Source organism: Enterococcus sp. DIV1094 (genome assembly GCF_017316305.2).
Classification (GTDB): domain Bacteria; phylum Bacillota; class Bacilli; order Lactobacillales; family Enterococcaceae; genus Enterococcus_B; species Enterococcus_B mangumiae.
The window spans coordinates 866,110-885,069 of the sequence record NZ_CP147250.1 but is presented as its reverse complement, the minus strand read 5'-3'; the positions used below and the strand labels follow the sequence as shown (position 1 = coordinate 885,069).

18 protein-coding genes are annotated in these 18,960 nt (G+C 37.1%); 17 read left to right on the top strand and 1 reads right to left on the bottom strand.

Annotation, left to right across the window (positions count from 1 at the left end):
* Both DOK79_RS04285 and DOK79_RS04280 read left to right on the top strand, forming a co-directional pair.
* Nucleotides 1-912, top strand: a complete 912-nt coding sequence (locus DOK79_RS04285) for a hypothetical protein (protein WP_206853890.1) — start codon at nucleotides 1-3, stop codon at nucleotides 910-912.
* Nucleotides 913-963: 51 nt separating this feature from the next.
* Entirely contained in the window at nucleotides 964-1,866 is a 903-nt protein-coding gene (locus DOK79_RS04280; RefSeq protein ID WP_206853888.1) for a hypothetical protein, read from the top strand.
* Between the two features lie 211 nt (nucleotides 1,867-2,077).
* Here DOK79_RS04280 and DOK79_RS04275 read toward each other — a convergent pair whose 3' ends face one another.
* On the bottom strand, nucleotides 2,078-3,580 hold the full coding sequence (locus DOK79_RS04275; RefSeq protein WP_206853886.1) for a UDP-N-acetylmuramoyl-L-alanyl-D-glutamate--L-lysine ligase: 1,503 nt from the start codon (nucleotides 3,578-3,580) through the stop codon (nucleotides 2,078-2,080).
* Nucleotides 3,581-3,684: 104 nt separating this feature from the next.
* Between DOK79_RS04275 and DOK79_RS04270 the strand changes: the two genes are divergently transcribed.
* The 15 genes from DOK79_RS04270 to DOK79_RS15475 all read left to right on the top strand — a co-directional run bounded on the left by DOK79_RS04270 (nucleotide 3,685) and on the right by DOK79_RS15475 (nucleotide 18,845).
* The gene (locus DOK79_RS04270; protein WP_206853885.1) at nucleotides 3,685-4,824 is read left to right on the top strand and encodes a hypothetical protein; all 1,140 of its coding nucleotides are present in this window, start codon (nucleotides 3,685-3,687) and stop codon (nucleotides 4,822-4,824) included.
* A gap of 63 nt (nucleotides 4,825-4,887) precedes the next feature.
* Nucleotides 4,888-5,388, top strand: coding sequence for a hypothetical protein (locus DOK79_RS04265; protein ID WP_206853883.1), 501 nt, complete (start codon nucleotides 4,888-4,890; stop codon nucleotides 5,386-5,388).
* A gap of 92 nt (nucleotides 5,389-5,480) precedes the next feature.
* Nucleotides 5,481-6,065: a hypothetical protein gene (locus DOK79_RS04260; protein WP_206853881.1), complete on the top strand. Its 585-nt coding sequence runs from the start codon at nucleotides 5,481-5,483 to the stop codon at nucleotides 6,063-6,065.
* A 123-nt stretch (nucleotides 6,066-6,188) separates the two neighbouring features.
* Nucleotides 6,189-6,863 carry a hypothetical protein gene (locus DOK79_RS04255; protein WP_206853880.1) on the top strand — a complete coding sequence of 225 codons (675 nt, stop codon included), beginning with the start codon at nucleotides 6,189-6,191 and terminating at the stop codon, nucleotides 6,861-6,863.
* Nucleotides 6,864-7,016: 153 nt separating this feature from the next.
* Nucleotides 7,017-8,666 carry a putative polysaccharide biosynthesis protein gene (locus tag DOK79_RS04250; protein ID WP_206853878.1) on the top strand — a complete coding sequence of 550 codons (1,650 nt, stop codon included), beginning with the start codon at nucleotides 7,017-7,019 and terminating at the stop codon, nucleotides 8,664-8,666.
* 31 nt (nucleotides 8,667-8,697) lie between these two features.
* Entirely contained in the window at nucleotides 8,698-9,417 is a 720-nt protein-coding gene (locus tag DOK79_RS04245) for a pseudouridine synthase (protein WP_206853877.1), read from the top strand.
* 409 nt (nucleotides 9,418-9,826) lie between these two features.
* On the top strand, nucleotides 9,827-10,519 hold the full coding sequence (locus tag DOK79_RS04240; RefSeq protein ID WP_206853876.1) for a cell division ATP-binding protein FtsE: 693 nt from the start codon (nucleotides 9,827-9,829) through the stop codon (nucleotides 10,517-10,519).
* The gene (locus DOK79_RS04235; protein WP_206853874.1) at nucleotides 10,488-11,150 is read left to right on the top strand and encodes a hypothetical protein; all 663 of its coding nucleotides are present in this window, start codon (nucleotides 10,488-10,490) and stop codon (nucleotides 11,148-11,150) included. Before DOK79_RS04240 ends, DOK79_RS04235 begins: the two co-directional genes overlap by 32 nt.
* Before the next feature lie 274 nt (nucleotides 11,151-11,424).
* Entirely contained in the window at nucleotides 11,425-12,372 is a 948-nt protein-coding gene (locus DOK79_RS04230) for an ABC transporter permease (RefSeq protein WP_206853872.1), read from the top strand.
* An 11-nt stretch (nucleotides 12,373-12,383) separates the two neighbouring features.
* Nucleotides 12,384-13,304 carry a carbohydrate ABC transporter permease gene (locus DOK79_RS04225; protein ID WP_206853869.1) on the top strand — a complete coding sequence of 307 codons (921 nt, stop codon included), beginning with the start codon at nucleotides 12,384-12,386 and terminating at the stop codon, nucleotides 13,302-13,304.
* Nucleotides 13,305-13,329: 25 nt separating this feature from the next.
* Nucleotides 13,330-14,790 carry an ABC transporter substrate-binding protein gene (locus DOK79_RS04220; protein WP_206853867.1) on the top strand — a complete coding sequence of 487 codons (1,461 nt, stop codon included), beginning with the start codon at nucleotides 13,330-13,332 and terminating at the stop codon, nucleotides 14,788-14,790.
* An 81-nt stretch (nucleotides 14,791-14,871) separates the two neighbouring features.
* Entirely contained in the window at nucleotides 14,872-15,486 is a 615-nt protein-coding gene (locus DOK79_RS04215; protein ID WP_206853865.1) for a DUF624 domain-containing protein, read from the top strand.
* Nucleotides 15,479-17,215, top strand: coding sequence for a sensor histidine kinase (locus tag DOK79_RS04210; protein WP_206853862.1), 1,737 nt, complete (start codon nucleotides 15,479-15,481; stop codon nucleotides 17,213-17,215). Before DOK79_RS04215 ends, DOK79_RS04210 begins: the two co-directional genes overlap by 8 nt.
* Complete coding sequence (locus DOK79_RS04205; RefSeq protein ID WP_206853861.1) at nucleotides 17,208-18,671, top strand: response regulator; 1,464 nt, start codon at nucleotides 17,208-17,210, stop codon at nucleotides 18,669-18,671. Before DOK79_RS04210 ends, DOK79_RS04205 begins: the two co-directional genes overlap by 8 nt.
* A 99-nt stretch (nucleotides 18,672-18,770) precedes the next feature.
* Nucleotides 18,771-18,845, top strand: coding sequence for a putative holin-like toxin (locus tag DOK79_RS15475; protein WP_242543217.1), 75 nt, complete (start codon nucleotides 18,771-18,773; stop codon nucleotides 18,843-18,845).
* The last annotated feature ends 115 nt before the right edge of the window (nucleotides 18,846-18,960 follow it).

Here is an 18,960-nt window from a genome sequence, read left to right as displayed (position 1 = left end):
ATGAACACAGAAAAAGTATATATTTTATTATTTGGGATGCATAAGCAGAGATATCTTTTTTTTCATGACGTCGTAGCAGGAAAGGTTAATCTTAAAGAGTTTCCTAATCTGACAGAAGCGACTTCATCAGAATATGTCATTGATCGCTACAACAGAGGCATACATGAATTAATCGTTAGCAACGTGATGAAAAAAAAATTAGGAACCATAGAAGAATGGAAAGAATTTGAGAAAAAGTGGCCTAGCTTATTAGCAGAAGAACATAAGTATCGCCCGCATTGGAAAAGATACTGGCAGTGCGTGCAATGGAATCCTAAGAATCAGTTGCTGAATATCTTTAAACAAGTAGTGTCTGAAAAAAATTTATTCGTGGAGAATGAGGTACTCTCCTATCGAAATGAGAATAAAAAGAAAAAAGATTTTTTGAGACATATCGAAAGAGGATGCAAAAATGGTATTGATATAGTCATACATTATCCCAATATTAAGATGTATTTTGTATTGGATAAGTTGAATATGGAGAATATCGCTGATAAAAATCGTAAAAAACAATACAAAGGTGACTTCACGTGTAAAGAACTTCGTTATATCTTTCGCCATTGGTATTTACTAAAAGAAAAAGTCGTATTTTTTGAGAATAAAAAAATCGTGAAAGCACCTTGGATCGAAGGGAAATATGTCAAGGATTGGCAAAAGTATCAAGAAATGAGAAAAAGGCGTCTAACAGGAAATCTAGAGAAGCAAAGGTGTCAATCAATGGAAGAGATCCAAGCAAGTATATCCAGTACAAGTGAGAGGATAGGAGAACAAAAAAACTTGCAATCGTTACTGATAGAAACAGTAGGAAAACAAAAAAATAGCCAAGAGCAAAAGAAACCTTTTGTCCGTAGGCAACGAGCTATGACGATTTAGCTTTTTGTAGACAATAATTTTCAGATACATATATAAGAAAAGAGGAATAGCATGGAAACAAAAGAGGAACCAATGATCTTTCTTTTCGGATTATCCGAGCCACGTAAATTTTTTTACGGTGATCTCTTGGACGGAAAAATCCCAACAGAAAAAGATGTATTTAAAGATAGTCGATGTGTACATGATCATCTGATTGATACATATATCGAAGGATTGAGAGAAACAATGAAGCAGCGGGCAAAGATGCTTATGGACCCAGTGAAAAGAAAGCTTTTTTTTAAAGATTGGATCAATTATTTACTGCCAGAAATCAAGGATTTGCCATTATGGCCACGCTATTTCAAATTTAGTCGGGAAAATGAAAAAAATAGATTAGAAAAGCCCTATGAGCAAGTCGAAGTGGTAGCATATAGCCCAAATATGCATAAATTTCATAAAAATGGAGAAAGGATCGAACCATGCGGACATACAAAAAGAGGCTGTAAAATAGGTATCGATATAGTAAAAACAAGACCAAATACAAAAATTTATTTTACGTTAGATGAACTAGATAAACGAGCTGCAATAGACAAAGAGTACGGTAAGGGCGACTATTTCAGTTTAACATCTTCAGAATTACGTTATATTTATCGGGATTGGAAAGTGTTAAAGAATAAAGTGGTCTTCTTTGAAAATAAGAAGAGAACAAGGCCACCATGGAAGGAACCGTTATATAAGTTAAGATGGAAAACCTATGCAGCAGGAAGGCTACATAAGAGAGGAGAAGTGAAGGGAACAAATTCAATGGAAACAAAAATAATAAACACCTCTACCAATAATGAAAGGACATCGGAAGTACAATCACTTGATAGTCTGAAAGCGAATGTTTATAAAAAAATGGTTGAAAGTCAAGAAATAGCTAGAAAAAACCACGCGTTTCGTTCCTCTTCAAAAAGTGTGGAACGAACCATCTAAAAAGTGCTTGGGACTTTAGGCACCTTGTGTCCTTTAAAATCGACTAAACAGTGTCCAGAAGCTGACCTTAAACAGTAAACTAAAAAATTGTAAAATAAGAGAAACTATTTTCAATTTTCTAGCTTACTTCTCAGATCAAGACGCTTCTGGTACAACCTCTTTTAGCGAGAGTAATTTGTCTAAGCTAAAGTGTTCTGTTTTTTACAAGTCATCATTGTTCGATCAAGCGTTTTGCGATGTCATAGTCACCTTCATAAGGTTCATCGACTCCACCGACTTTTTGATACGCATCGACGCCTTTACCAGCGATGACAACAGAGTCTTCTGGTTGGCTTTCTGCTAACGCTTGTTGGATCGCAGTTGGTCGATCCATTTCATAATGAACTGCAAGCTCCGTATTCGTAATTGCTGCATGGATTTCTTCTGCGATTTTTTGTGGATCTTCAAAGGCAGGGTCATCAGCAGTCAAGAAAACGACATCGGCTGTTTCTGACAAGACTTCCCCAAAATCTTTTCTGCGGGAAATCGCTTTGTTTCCTGGGCTTCCTAGAACGACGATCACACGACCGTTGGGATGTTCGCTCTTAGCAAATGCTAATAACGTTTTTAAACTTAAATAGTTATGTGCATAGTCAACATAGACATGCGCACCATTTTTATGAGTCAACTGATCCATTCGACCAGGAACTCTCGCTTCTTTAAGTCCTTGCTGGGCATCGTTGATGGAAGCACCAACTAAGGTCGCCGCAATGATCGCACTGGCTGCATTTTCTTGATTAAAGCCGCCAGCTAATTTGATCTTATATTCCGCTTCAACTGGTAGATTGCATTCGTGTGTGATCAATTGAAAGGCTTGTGTTTGATTTTCTAAACTTTTCACTTGAACGTCTGTAGTATCTGCTCGTCCATAAGTGATGGCAGGAATACCATGGACTTGTCCTGTCTCCACTAACAAATCAAAGTAGTCACTTTCACGGTTCAAAATCACTTTTTTAGAATTTAAGATCAACTGACGTTTGCAATAAAAATAATCATCAAACGTTGGGTGTTCGATCGGACTGATATGGTCTGGAGAGATATTCAAGAAAATACCAACATCCAAGGTTAGACCGTAAACACGTTGCGTTTTATACGCTTGAGAAGAAACTTCCATGACAAGATGAGTCATTCCATTTTCCGCTGCTTCCGCCATCATTCGATAGAGATCCAATGATTCAGGTGTCGTCAAATTAGACTTGAAAAAAGTCTTACCGTCTAATGTCGTATTCATCGTTGAAAACAAAGCAGTCTTGTAGTTAGTCGTATGATCTAAGATTGCTTTTGTAAAGTATGCAGCTGTTGTCTTACCTTTAGTACCAGTAAAACCAATCACTAGCATTTTCTTTTGCGGATAGTCATAAAAAGCCATCGAAAGAATTGCCATTGCTTTACGGATATCGGTAACGATAATCCCACAAGCTTCAGTTTCATAAGGCTCTTCGGCAACGTAATAATTAAGCCCTTGAGCGATTGCAGCGGTTAAATAGTCTTCTTTAAAGTTTAACCCTTTACAAAAAAATAATGTCTCAGCATCGACTTGACGTGAGTCATAACTTAATTTCTTGAATACTCGATTTTCGGGGGCATAAAGATGCCACCCTTGTGGTGATACAAATTCTTTTAACAGATTTTCTTTTAACAATAAGTTGCGGATATCTTCTAAGGAGAAGCTCATTGAATCATCCCTCACTTTGTATTTATTTGGTCTATTATAGCATATTTTTTCAGCTCGTATTTTCGTGAACGGGCGATTTAAGTAAAAATGAAAGAAGGCAAGGTATGGAAAATGAACAGAAACAAGTGATTTTATTTTTTGGATTAACAACCACAAGAAATGACTATTTGAACCGAATAGTTAACGGAGAATTTCATTTAAAAAATGTGACAGTCGATAAAGAGACAACTTGGGTAGATTACTCATTTGATCTCTATCTTAGCCATCTACGTGATGTGTTAAGGACAAAAGGAGCAGAGCTGACAACGCCAGAAAAATGGGAAAAGTTTTCCTATGAATGGCCGGATTATATCAAGTCCGAGTACAGAGATTTACCACTATGGAAAGATTATTACTATCACACACAAGTCACCCTCAAAAATCGGTTCGCTCATCTTTATAAAGGAACTGTTGCCCAGCCTTATTTTTTTGTAAAAGCCTATTCTAAAAATTATATACCAGATGAATTTAGTGTATTGAAACTCCCTGACAGCAAAGAATTAGGGAGGTATATCTACAGTGAATTAGCGAAAGATCCTAACGCAAACTTGGGCGAACATCGATATGGCTTTGCCAAAAAAGGCAAATTATATTCGCCATCATTACATATGATAAGAGGGTCCAAAATCGGTGTAGATATTGCCAAAACAAATCCAAATGTGACGATTTATTTTCTATTAGACGGACTGGATATGAAGCGAGTCTTGACTAAACCGCGCGTAAAAAAGCCGACTAGCAATGTCACCAACCATGAACTTCGTTATGTCTATCGGAATTGGTCGCAACTGGAAGGGAAAATCGTTTTCTTTAAAAATGGAAAAGAAGTCAGTCCACCATGGGAGTCATTCGAGTATAAGAAGATGTGGCAAGCTTACAAGCCAAAAAGGTTTCAAAAACACAACTGGATCCGCAGGAAGTGGATGGATTTTCGCAATAAAAAGGGAGTCATTCAACAGGGAAATGCGAATGCGAAATACAATATGAAAAAGGAAGAGCAAATGTGCGCATTTGCTACCCTCCAACAGCAGATAAAGCAAGATAAGCCAATAGTCGGCGAAGACAGTCGGGAAAAAAATCGACCTTGTAAACGAACCTTCTTCGAAAAAACAGTACATAGAGTTGAAAAAATAGCGTATCGGAGAAATGAGGCAGTTGCGAGTAAGGGAACACGTCAAAGGGAAAGACGAGAACCGCTGCGTAGCTGATGATTCAGTCGCAGAATTTTTTAAGAATAAATTAACCAATAAAAAGAAAGAAGGAATAGAACAGTGAACCCGGAAGAAACAAGCGAATTTAAAGGACAGTTATCGAAGGGGAATACCGAATATTTACAGTCAAAACAGCATCTAGAATATCATTCAATGCACAGTATAGAATCTGACTCAATCTATTATAGTCTAGAAGATAGCCGACTTTCTCAACGATCAGAAGAGCAATCAAAAAATACAATAGCAAGCGTTCCAGATTTAGAGAAAACATCTTCACAACTGAAATCAAAACGACGAGGATTTTTTTCATATATACTAAAAAAAATTAGAACACTCAGTCGTAAAATAAAAAAATCTAAAACAGCTGTCATTGAGTCAGTAAATCATCCACACATGGTCCAAAATGTGAATCCTTCTACTGTGACTGCGAAAGACAGGCCTCGATACTTCACCCGTAAACTAGATTTGGCAAAAAAAGTTGCAAAAACGGCAAATCATTCAATGTCAAAACAAGAAAGAGCTGTGGCATCAAAAGCACGAGATCGTAGCATGAAAGTGTAAGTAAAATGAAAGAGTAAAAGAGTAGGAGTGACATAGAACTATGTTTATCTGAAATGCGCTATTTAAAATAAAAAGAAAGAAGGAATAGATCAATGAATGATGAAAAAATACTAGGGGTGCAGTTATCAAATAGCGAGGGCGTAACTAAAGAGGGAGAACCTCCAATTAGTGAGTATCTGATCGCAAGACAATTTCAGCCAACTCGAGTGAGGGAGGGGCTTGAATCCGAGAAGAATTTTAAAGAGACGATAAAACAATATCGCCGTGAAAATAGATTTATGACTCTAAAGAAAAGCGGTAGATTGTTTAAGTTACTGTTGAAAACAACAAGCAGAATCATATTAGGTCGTCGACTTTACGATAAAATCACTTTGAATAAGACGCAGAAAGATCAAGTCGTCACTACAAATAATAAGGAGCAACGATCTAAACAAGGGAACAGTCAAGGTAAGTCAGCGCAACATTTACAGATGAAAGAAACGAGAATATCCGAGGTAGGCGATTCTTTACATAGCCCAAAAACCACCCAAATAAATGAAAAGCCATTTAGCACGACTGTGAAAGGGAGTCCCCTATTCTTAACGCGTAAACTTAGTTCGGCGTACGAGGCTGCAAAGATAGTAAATACCCCATTATCTAAAGGTGGAAATAATACGGTTTCAAAAGAACGAAGTTAAATGTTTAGTCGTAGTTTGAACGTGTAAGAAAAACAAAACGTTAAAAGGATGGAAAGAAGATCAATCAATCTTATTTCTATCTAAAGTATATTAATTAAATAAAAAGAAAGAAGGAATAGATCAATGAATCCAGAAATTACTGAGTATGATAGATTCGTACGTCTCAATAAGTATAGGCGAGGTTATGCAAAATATGATAGATATGAATCAATTCAATTAATACAAGAAGTAGAAACTAACCCTAAGCTACAAGAATTGTTAGCTAAAGATGGAGCGCCGACTAAAGGGCAAGCAGCGTTGGACTATGTGTTTAAAACGAAAGAGCGTAAAGAAGAAAAACCAGTTCACAGCATGCCACGTATTGCTAGGTATCTGCAACATGAAGAACTAACTCCTAGCATTCCACGTATCACTAGGTATCAACAACAAACAGAAGGTCTGAGTAAAGGAGTAGCAGAGATAGACCAGTTTAATAAGAAAGTTCGTGAATTAGTAAAACCAACACCTAGCATTTTAAATATCCCTAAGTATCAGCAATGGTTGGAAAAGGAGGAAACTCTGGCAAAAGAGAAAGCGGCAGTCAAAAGTACGTTAAAGGGTATAGCTGATAAATCAACGAATGATGGAAAGACAAGAGACGATACAGTTTTCTCTAATCAAGATAGTAGTGAATTAGGGCTTAAATTCAAAAAAGAAAGTTTTGATAGAAAATATGAATATGCAAAAAAATATGCAGCTGTTGTAAATGGCAACTCACAAAAAAATAAAAAATCCACGATTTCGAAAGAACAAAGATAAAACACAAGAACTTCCTACGAATGAAAGAAAACGGTTATTATGTAAAGGCTGCGACCGATGATAAATCAAAAAAAGCTAACAAAAAAGATTGCTACTTTGAAGATTTACACTTAAAATATGAGTAATGTTTTGAAGAAAGTTGGAATCTGATCAATGACTAATCAACGAAAACCAGCAGTAGAAAATTTGACAGTCCAAGAGAAAATGGCTAGAGGTTCTGCTTGGATGACTGCAAGCAATATGATTTCACGATTGCTTGGGGCAGTCTATATTATTCCTTGGTATGCTTGGATGGGCGAAAATGCAAAGGCTGCCAATGGGTTATTCAATATGGGGTACAATATTTATGCGCTATTCTTAATGATTTCAACTGCTGGGATTCCAGCTGCAATTGCGAAACAAACCGCACGATACAATTCATTGAATGAATATGGTACCTCTCGTCGGCTGTTTTTACGAGCAATGCAAATGATGGCTGTGTTAGGTGTGTTTTTTGCAGGATTTATGTACTTTGCTTCTCCTTGGTTAGCTCGTGCCTCTGGTGGTGGCGAAGAGTTGATTCCGATCATGCGCTCATTAAGTGCAGCGCTACTCGTTTTTCCTTGTATGAGTGTCATTAGAGGATACTTCCAAGGGAATCAGGAAATGATGCCTTATGCCCTCTCTCAAATCGTCGAGCAGATTGCACGTGTTTTCTATTTATTACTCTCCACATTCATCATTATGAATGTCCTGTCAGGTAATTACGTGACCGCAGTCACTCAATCGACTTTTGCAGCATTTATTGGCATGGTCATCAGTTTGGCTGTCTTGTTATATTTTTTGAAAAAACATCAAGCGTATACATCAGCTCGTGTGCAATATAGCGAAAATCAAGTGACGATTGCGACGAAAGAATTACTGGTGGATACGATCAAAGAAGCGATTCCTTTTATCATTGTCGGCTCAGGGATCACGATTTTTAAATTGGTCGATCAATTTACATTTATTCAGATCATGTCGAATGCCACCGAGTATTCAAATGCACAATTATTGGATCTTTTTTCGATTTTCAGTGCGAATCCTGATAAGTTGACAATGGTTGTCATTGCTTTAGCAACATCGATTGCTGCGACAGGTCTACCGTTGATCACAGAAGCGGTAACGATCAAAGACCGACGTGGATTAGCAAAATTGACAAGCAGTAACTTACAGTTGTTTTCTTTTATCATGTTTCCTGCAACGTGTGGCGTGATGCTCTTAGCTTATCCGTTGAATACGCTATTTTATACACCGGATCAACTAGGAAGCCAAGTGTTGGTCCAAGCAAGCTTTGTTGGTCTTTTTCTAGGACTCTACATGCTTGTATCGAATATGCTCCAAGGGATGTTTGAGAATAAAGCAGCTATTTACTATTTACTCATTGGGTTTATCGTAAAATTAGTGTTGCAGTATCCAGCCATCCGTATTTTTGAGGTATATGGCCCATTGCTGGCAACGATGATCGGCTTTATCGTTTCTTGTACGCTGATACTAAAGAAAATCCATCAAGTGGCACGCTTCAATCGGAAATTCGTGTGGCGGCGCACCTTATTGATTTTTATTCTAACGATGTTGATGCTTCTTGCAGCGGGGCTAACGAAAATGATTTTGGGGATGTTCTTGAATCAAGATAGTAAGTTCCAATCGCTCGTATTGATCGTCTTAGTAGCAGGAGTCGGCGGTTTCGTCTATACGTATCTAGCATTGAAGCTCCGTCTCGCAGATAAGCTATTAGGACGTCAAGGGATGATTCGTTTACGACGACGTTTGCGCATCAAATAAGACAGACATTGCTAAAAAAGGAGACAATCGTATGCGTTTAGATAAATTTTTAGCCGATATCGGTCTTGGCAGCCGCAAAGAAGTTAAAGGGCTGATCAAAAAAGGCTTGATCACAGTCAATGGAGTATGTATCAAAAGTGATAAACATCAAGTAAAAGAAATGGAAGATACGGTGATGTATCTGGATGAACATTTACATTATCAAAAAGATTTTTATTATATCTTGAATAAACCGGCTGGCGTAGTTTCAGCAACTCAAGATAATTATGATCAAACCGTTATCGATTTACTTTCTGATGAAGATTTTCGAGAAGACCTATTTCCAGTTGGTCGATTAGATAAAGACACAGAAGGATTGTTGATCCTGACCAATGATGGACAGTTTTCACATCAGTTGCTCTCGCCAAAAAAACATGTGGAAAAAGAATACTTGGCAGAGATTGCAGGCGTGATGACAAAGGAAGATGTGTCAGCTTTTGCAGAAGGCTTACTTATTGATGGGGATGAACAAACATTGCCTGCGACGCTCATTATAGATTCGATCGATGAAGAAACTAACACCTCTCATATTCGCTTGATTCTACATGAAGGGAAATTCCACCAAGTCAAACGTATGGTGAAAGCCGTTGGGAAAGAAGTCACTTATTTGAAACGGATTCGTATGGGGAATTTCCATCTCCCAGATGATTTGTCCTTAGGAGACTATCGCCAAATGACGGCAGAGGAATTGGCACAAGTTAGAAGTAAATAGATAGTAACAATGGCTTATAGGGTTGGGATGTAGTTCTCGATTCTGTAAGTTTTTTTGTTTGAGATTGTGAAAGAAGTATCTGCAACAATTGAGAAACCTAAACGTAAACACGAATAGAGAAGGTACTAAAAAATAAATTCCATATACGATTATGATGCTAAATCAAATATTTATGAAAGATGTAATAAAATGATAAGTATATGATGTATGATACTTAGTGTATAAGTCATCTGAATTTTTTATTGTCCAAAAAATCAAGTCATTAAAACTACTCAAATAAAATTTATAGGGAATTTTTAAGTACTAGTATATCCCAAAATGGAAGTACATAATGAACGAAAAAGTTGTTTTTTTACATGTTATTTAGTTTATAGAAATGTTTAATAATCTACTTATGTGAAGGGGAAATATGAAAAAGGATAATTTCATCTTAATGGATAAACTTGGCGTGGAACACAAAAATAATAAGGTGTTAAAAAGCATAAATTTAAAGATTGAACAAGGAGAGTTTGTTTTTCTGATAGGAGCAAGCGGCTCGGGAAAAACAACTTTAATTGAATTAATTCAAGGGAGACGAATGTATAATACCGGTAGCTTGAAAATTTATGATAAAGAATTAAGTCAATATAACTATATGGAATTACAAGATTTAAGGAAAATGATGGGAGTAGTTTTTCAAGATACAAGGTTATTTGAAGAATGGACAGTGTTTGAAAATATAGCATATAAATTGAAATATTTAGGCTATCCACTCTCATTTATACAATCGAAAGTTGAGGAAGTAACAATAGATTTAAAAATAGATAGATATATAAAAAGTTCACCTAAAAATCTATCTGGTGGTGAAAGACAACGTGTGAATATTGCAAGAGCAATCGTTGCGAATCCCAAAATCATTATTGCTGATGAACCGACATCTAATTTAGATAAGGCAAATGCAAAAATTGTCTTTGAGTTATTGAAAAAAATGAATCGACTAGGTTCTACAGTGATTATGTCTACTCATGATCCTAATTTTATAGAAGAATCCAAATTTAGAATAGTTAAGCTAACTAAAGGAGAAAAAGTCTATGATCAATGTGGGGCCAACTATTTTATCTAACTTATACCTTGTTAAGAGAAGCTTTGAGAGCGCACGCAAAACAGGGTTTAGATACATTGTTTCGATTATTATTATTGGAATCCTATTTCTTGAGTGTGTTTTTTTGCAGCTATATTTACAAAGATTGATTCAAGTCATGGAACAAGAAATAATGAGTGCTGATTTAAAGTCTGCACAACTAAGTTTAAATGGAAACCAGTTTTTAATTATTCAAATTTCTTTTGGGAGGGATATTCTATCCTTCTTAATAGTAATAATTTCTATTTATATACTATTTGATTTTAGAAATAAAATGTCGCTAATAAAAGCAATTGATAGAATAGATGTTGAAACAAAAATATACTTGGGAATCCATCCTAAATATGTGTTGAGAGAATTCCTGCTTAAAAATTTTTTTATATACATGTTAGGTTTAAGTCTTAGTTATGTACTTTCCATTCTTCTGAACATGAAACTGGTCTCTTTGTTCAATTCTATTTTACCTTATGATATTCAGGTCAATCATAGAAACTCCATTTTCCTTTCAATAGGTCTTTTTATACTAATGATTTCTATAGTATTAGCATTTTATATTATTGTATTAGAATTTATCAGTATCCAGAGATTCAAGAGAACTTTTTCACTCTATTAATACTAGGTTAATTATTTGGAGATGTTTATATTATGTAGTTTTTAGACTACAAGTAGCAAATAAATAGAGTAATTGAGACAGAAACTACTTACAGAATCAAGGAATATATTTCTCGACTCTGTAAGTAGTTTTTTTCTGTCTGATTACTCATTATTGAACACTCCTTCCATCCCCTTCTCTATAATTTGTTTCATTTTACCTATAATTTGTTTATTTATTCTCTTTTTTGAAAGCGCTATAATTACAGTGCGAATGAGGGGAAAGGAGTTTTTATATGCGAAAAAGGAAGGGGTTAAAAGGGTTTATTGGCAATTTATGGCGATACAAAGCGCTTGTTTTAATGGCTGTCCCTGGGATGATCTGGATGATTTTTTTCTTTTACATCCCGGTTCTAGCGAATGTGGTTGCGTTTAAAAATTTCCATATTTCTGCTGATGGCTTTCTTGCAAGTTTAAGGGAGAGTCCTTGGGTGGGACTGGAGAATTTTAAATTTTTATTTTCTTCCGATCAAGCATTTTTGATCACGAAAAATACGATTTTATATAATGTGACATTTATTTTATTGAATCTCTTGATATCTGTCGTCTTTGCAATCATTATGAGTGAGTTGCGAAACAAACGCTTGGTAAAAGTGTATCAAACGATGTCACTGCTGCCGTATTTCCTTTCTTGGGTCATCATCAGTTACTTCGTCTATGCGTTTTTAAGTCCAGATAAAGGGATTTTCAATCAATGGCTGGCAGCAAATGGCAGCGAAACGATCAATTGGTATAATGATCCGAAATATTGGCCATTTATTTTAGTCTTTATTGGAACGTGGAAGGGAATCGGCTATAACAGTATCATTTACTTTGCTTCGGTCATGGGAATCGATCCAACCTATTACGAGGCTGCGATGGTCGATGGCGCAAGCAAATGGCAACAAATCAAGCATGTCACTATCCCGCAGTTGGTTCCATTGATGACGATCTTGACGATATTGGCTGTTGGAAATATTTTCCGAGCCGACTTTGGTTTATTCTATAATATTCCAAGAAATTCCGGCGCACTTTATGAGGTGACTCAAGTCTTAGATACGTATATCTACAATGGTCTGACATCCACGGGTGACTTTGGCATGACAGCTGCAGCTGGGCTTTATCAATCTGTCGTTGGTTTTGTCTTATTAATGATCACCAATACGATTGCTCGTCGTTTTGACAGCGAATCGGCATTGTTCTAAGGAGGAGAGAAATGAATAAAAAGAAAGTCCAACGAGTGGAGATCCGCTCGTTCAATAAAACCACCAACTTTTTCTCCAACATCTTGATTGCACTTTTTGCTATTTCCTGTGTGTTACCATTTATTTTTGTGATTGCGATTTCTTTTACAGAAGAATCTGCCTTATCGACGCACGGGTACAGTTTCTGGCCTAAAGCATTTAGTACCTTTGGCTATACTTTCTTGTTTGATCAGATGCAAGACAAGATTTTTCAAGCGCTTTTCGTGACCGTTCTCGTGACGGTTTTAGGAACGTTGATCAATAGTACGGCAACGTCTCTGTATGCTTATGCGATTTCTCGTTCTAACTTTCCGTTTCGTCGTTTCTTTACAGTTTTTTGTTTGATTACAATGTTGTTCTCACCAGGTATGGTTGCGAACTACTTAGTGATGACAAACTTACTACAGCTGAAAGATACGATTTGGGCGTTGATTTTACCGATGGCGGTCAGTCCATTCAATATTATCGTGATGCGAACCTTCTTTAAGCGTTCGGTATCTGATTCGATCATCGAATCGGCTAGGATCGATGGGGCAAGTGAACTGCGGATTTTTGTTCAAATCGTCTTACCTTTAGCGATTCCAGGGATTGCGACAATCAGTTTATTTGCAGCTTTAGGTTATTGGAACGACTGGTTCAATGCCTTGCTATATATCCAAAATGATAAACTAGTACCATTGCAATATTTATTGATGAAGATCCAAAGTAATATCCAATATCTTACTCAAAATGCTGGAGCTGGCAGTCAGTTAGCCGGCGGTCTTGCTTCAGTTCCTGGAGAGTCTGCTCGTATGGCGATCGTTGTTATCTCGACGTTACCGATTGCGATCAGCTATCCATTTTTCCAAAAACATTTTGTTAAAGGGTTAACGATTGGCGGCGTCAAAGAATAAAGCACTAAAAATAGGAGGAGAAAAAATGAAGTTATGGAAGAAATTAGCTTTTACAGGATTCTCAGCACTAACAGCAATCAGTTTAGCAGCTTGTGGCGGTGGTTCAGGTGATCAAGATAACGCAGAAGCCAGTGATACTCCAACATTACAAATGTATCAGATCGGGGATAAACCAGATAACCTTGATCAGTTGATGGAAGTGGCAAATAAACGAATCGAAGAAGAAATCGGTGTGAAAGTCAATATCAATTATATCGGTTGGGGCGACTATGAGAAGAAGATGAACGTCATCATCTCTTCAGGTGAAAATTACGATATCGCTTTTGCCAATAACTATGTATCAAATGCTCAAAAAGGCGCATTTGCAGATTTGACAGAATTAGCTCCTAAATATGGAAAAGAAGCGTATGATTCGTTGGATGAAGCCTATATTAAAGGCAATCTAGTCAATGGAAAACTTTATGCGTTCCCAGTAAATGGCAACGTCTTTGCGAAACAAGTTTTGACCTTTAATAAACCATTGTTAGATAAATATGATTTATCGATTGATGGAATCGAAACGTATGAAGATGCTGAAAAGGTATTACAGGAATTCCATAAACAAGAACCGAATACAGCAGCTTTTGCAATCGGCCAAGGATTCAAAGTACAAGGTGACTTTGACTATCCATTAGGAAACACGTTGCCATTTGCGGTTGACTTGAATGGGGATAAAACAAAAATCATCAACCAATATGACAACGAAAGATACATCGAGTTGTTACGTACGATGCACAGTTGGTACGATCAAGGCTTGATCCCTAGTGATGCAGCGACAAGCAACAAAGATTATCCTTTAGAAGGTAACACATGGTTGATGCGTGGAGAAACGCAAGGACCTTACGATTACGGCGATACGATCTTAACAAATGCAGCCAACCAAGAATTAGTGTCTAAACCGATCACTGTGCCATTGAAATCGACTGCACAAGCACAAATGGCAAACTTTGTTGTTTCTAATACGTCAAAAAATAAAGAAAAAGCAGTAGAATTCTTAGCGTTACTCAACAGTGATCCTGAATTGCTTAATGGCTTAGTTTGGGGAATCGAAGGAGAAGCTTGGGAAAAAGTAGGCGATGACAAAGTAAAATTATTAGATGGATACCAACCAAAAACCCACATGTCTGCTTGGAATACTGGCAACAACAAAATCCTTTATACACAAGATACGATCACCGATGAAATGATTGCTGAAAGAGATCAATCCATCGCTGAAGCAGAGACTTCTCCGATTCTAGGGTTCAGTTTCAATACTGATACGGTCAAAACAGAATTAAGCAATATTTCTAATGTGATGAATCAATATTTGGACGGCTTGAATACAGGAACGGTCGATCCAGATGAAACATTACCAAAATTAATGGACGCCTTAGACAAAGCTGGCTACGATAAAGTATTGACAGAAATGCAAAAACAATACGATACATTCCGACAAGATAATAAATAATCAAAAGATAACGGCGGACATTTTTTATTGTTCGCTGTTATTTGTATAATAGGATAAGATGAAGAATAAGGGGGGAGACGTGTGTTAGGTAAAGCATTAGAAACATTGTTCATACGTGTATGGGTCATAATGAAATTGACGTTGTATTTCTGGGGATTGACCTTTTGTGGGGGAGTCATTTTAGGGATCGGGCCAGCATGGAAAGCAGTGAATGAACAATTTTATCGCCATGGGTTCGAATATAAGGAAATCACATTCAGCGGTAGTTGGCGGATGTTCAAACAAAACTTTGTTCGAGCAAATCAATTATTTGGTCTTTTTTCTGCGTGTCTCTTTTTACTTAGTTATAATTTGTATTTATCGGTACAGATCCAAGGCATTCTTTTTTTAGTCATTGATTTTATTTTACTGTTTAGCATGCTGTACGCCTATGCCACTTATCAATATAGCATGATCTTGGATAGTAGTTATCAAATGAGTTTAGGAAATCTATTGAAATTAAGCTTGATCTCCAGCTTTGCTAGCTTTTCAACTTTTCTAAAAATCATCCTTGGCAGTGGAATGATTCTTTGGGTAACGTGGAACTACAAAGGATTGATATTATTTGGACTGATTGGTTTGCTCACCGTCTGGAATGGGCTGATCACTAAGCAATGGCGGGAAAAGCTGGACATACAGCTGGAAGCGTATGAATAGGCTGGCTTTTATCTTTTCGAAGGGTACATTGTTGAATCGATTATTACGTAAATATGCAATCGTCATGATTTCTTTGACGATGATTGCTACTTTCATCATCAGTGCGCACACCTTCATCCAAAGACAAATACAAGCCCAACAAGTGACGAATGAGGCGGTCCAAAGTACTTTACGAACCCTTAGTGATAAAACAACTTTAAGCAAAGTCATCAAAGATCAGTTCGTAGGAAATGCAGATAAAATCGAGAACATCACGACGTACTTGACGAAACCGATCGATCAATACCTGATGTATGCTTATGACAAACAGCGAGAAACATCAGATTTTCTTTCTTTTCCTAACTTAGTTCGCGATATGTACGTCGCATACGAAGAAGTGAGTACCGTCTATCTTACATTTAATCAGTTGCCAGAATATTTTGAGTCCACACGAGAAAATAAAGGTGGTACGGTCAAACGTGGCACACCACAATTAAAAAGCGCGTTTTACATCAAGATGACGATCACCCAAGGAGGCGCAGAAGTTGGCAGTATGTTTGTGGGCTTCGATAAAAATGAGTTGGATGCAGCGTTGTCTAATTTAAATACTTTCAGTGGTTTATCGCTTTATATGATATCAGGAACTAGTAACCGATTATATACTTTTCATGATCAAGCATTGGCGAAACGACAAGTGGCTAAGCAAGAAAAACTGATCGATCATGGACTACAAGCAGATTCGACGTTACCACTGGAAGCATTAGCGAGATCAAACTTCATCCAAGCACAAGGGTTATCCGATGATTATCGTATCTTAGCTACATTAGACAAACGTGCGGTTCGTCGAGTCACTGCAAGAAGTTTAGCACCTTTGATCGTTGGCGTGATCATATTAGTCGGGTTGCTGCTTTTGCTATTATACAAGACATTCAAGCGTTACTCTCAACAAATCGAACGAGTCATGGAAGCCATGGATGAAGTAGCGAAAGGCAACTTAGATACACGTGTGGATACAAGCATCACTGAATACGAATTAAAAGATCTCTCTGTAGGCATCAATGACATGTTGAAAAGTATCAATCAATACGTGGAAGATATCTACAAGTTAGAGATCAAGCAGCAAGATGCCCACATGCGCGCACTCCAAGCACAAATCAATCCGCACTTTTTATACAATACCTTAGAATATATTCGCATGTACGCCATCAGTGAAGGTAGTGAAGAGTTAGCAGATGTCGTTTATGCGTTCTCCGCCTTGTTACGGAATAATACTAATCAGGAAAAGAGTATTCGCTTAAAAGAAGAATTGGACTTTTGTGAGAAGTATGTGTATTTGTATCAAATGCGCTACCCTAATCGTGTGGCTTATCATTTTACGATTGCGCCTTCATTAGAAAATATCGAAGTGCCTAAATTCATCGTGCAACCTTTAGTAGAGAACTACTTTAAGCACGGGATCGATTTTACTCGCTTTGATAATGCGCTAAGTGTAAAAGTATTCGAAGAAAATGGCGTTGTCCATCTGTTGATTCGCGATAACGGCAAAGGGATCACTGAGGAACGTTTAGCAGAAATCAAAGCGAGACTCGCTCATCCAAAAGTAGAATTATTTGAATCGATTGGGTTACAGAATGTCAATGAGCGGATGCGTGGTAGTTTTGGCGAAAGTTATCAGATGATGTTGGAGCGAAACAATGAAGGGGGACTAACCATTCATATTACCTTTACGAGGAGGGACGACCGTGTATAACGTCTTACTGATAGATGATGAATATATGATTTTAGCGGGATTGAAAAAAATCATTGATTGGAATTCTTTAGGTTTTGAAGTAGTCGCTACAGCAGAAAATGCGATGGAAGGACTATCGATTCTGGAAAAACAGCCGATTGATTTTGTGTTGACCGACGTGACGATGCCTGAAATGAATGGATTAGAGTTTATTGAAGTTGCTCAAAAGCAATATCCTCATTTTGAATTTATGATTTTATCTGGTTATCAAGAATTTGATTATTTGAAGAGTGGCATCCAACTAGGAGCTGTGAATTACTTGATGAAGCCAGTGAATAAAACAGAACTGATTACTAGCCTGGAAACAGTTAAGAAACGTTTGGACCATCAATACGAACAAAAAAATCAACAAGAAATCTTTCAAGAAATCCTGTTTAGTCAATGGCTGAATGAAGAATTAGATGAGCCAAGTGAAGAAGAATTATTGGAGAAATTGGGGTCGAAACAGCGGCGCATCCTTTTGGTTCAATTGCCTAGAGAAGCAGAAAAAACCGTCAAGGAGTGGCTGGTCAAAACAAAAGAACCCTACTACTATCAAAGAAACTATGGGAAGCTGCTCTTATACGTTCTGTTATTAGAAGAACAGACAGTCGCTGGTTTTTGCCGCTTAGTCGAAACTTGTTTTTCAGAACAAGAGTGGTTGATCAGTATTGGCGAAGAGACAAAGGAAGTTGAGAAAATACCGGAAAGCTTTCACCAAGCGAAGGATAATTTACAACTTCATCAATTCTATGGCGAACAAAAGCAACAGATCATATATGCCGATCAACATGTAGCCAACGAGCAAGTGATTGATTTTTCGAATTTTAATCGCGTACTTCAAAGTGGACAATTGGAAGCCGCTCAGAAAATGGTCACTGACTTTTTTGAGCAATTCCAACGTGCCGTGATGACACCGGAAGATATTCGGCACTTGAGTTTTTTGCTATTTATGGATATCCAAAGAGAGTTCGTCCGCTTAGAAGATGATGAATACTTACATGGCATTCAACAAATCAATCAGGCAAAATCAGTCCAAGACTTGCACCACTTGTTATTGGCATTACTTAAAGAACAGCAAAATCAAAAAAAATACAGCCTGAATGTAGAAAAAGTACTGGGAATATTACATGAACACTATCATGAGCCACTGACACTAAAAGAAGTTTCAGAGGATCTGCACCTAAATGTCATGTATTTAGGCCAGCTTTTTAAAAAAGAAACAAAGAAAAGTTTTTCTTCCTACCTAAACCATTTGCGAATGGAACAAGCAAAATGGTTGTTGCTCCATAGCAATCAAAATATCAATGAGATATCCAATGAGATCGGCTATAACAACACGACCTATTTTTCAAAATTATTCAAAAAAATCGTCGGGCAATCTCCGACAGAATATCGAGAAAATCAAGGGAAAAGTGAAGGCGTGTTGTCTAAATAAAAAAAACAGAGGTTGTGAGAATATTTATCTCATGACCTCTATTTTATATGGCTTTTTGAAGGAGTAGCCATTTTGTCTGTTGCGGAAGCACTAGCACGGATGATCCAGTTTGGATCGTTGCTGCTTGCACTTGTTGGCATGATGCTGACAATAAGCAGAAACGATAAAAAATAAACCCGTCATAAACTTTTAGCGTAAGTTGACGGGTTTAAATTCGTTATAACATGCTACCACAAAACGGCTACATTGGAGCGATGTTGACGCATCGCTTCTTTTTTAGTATAGCATC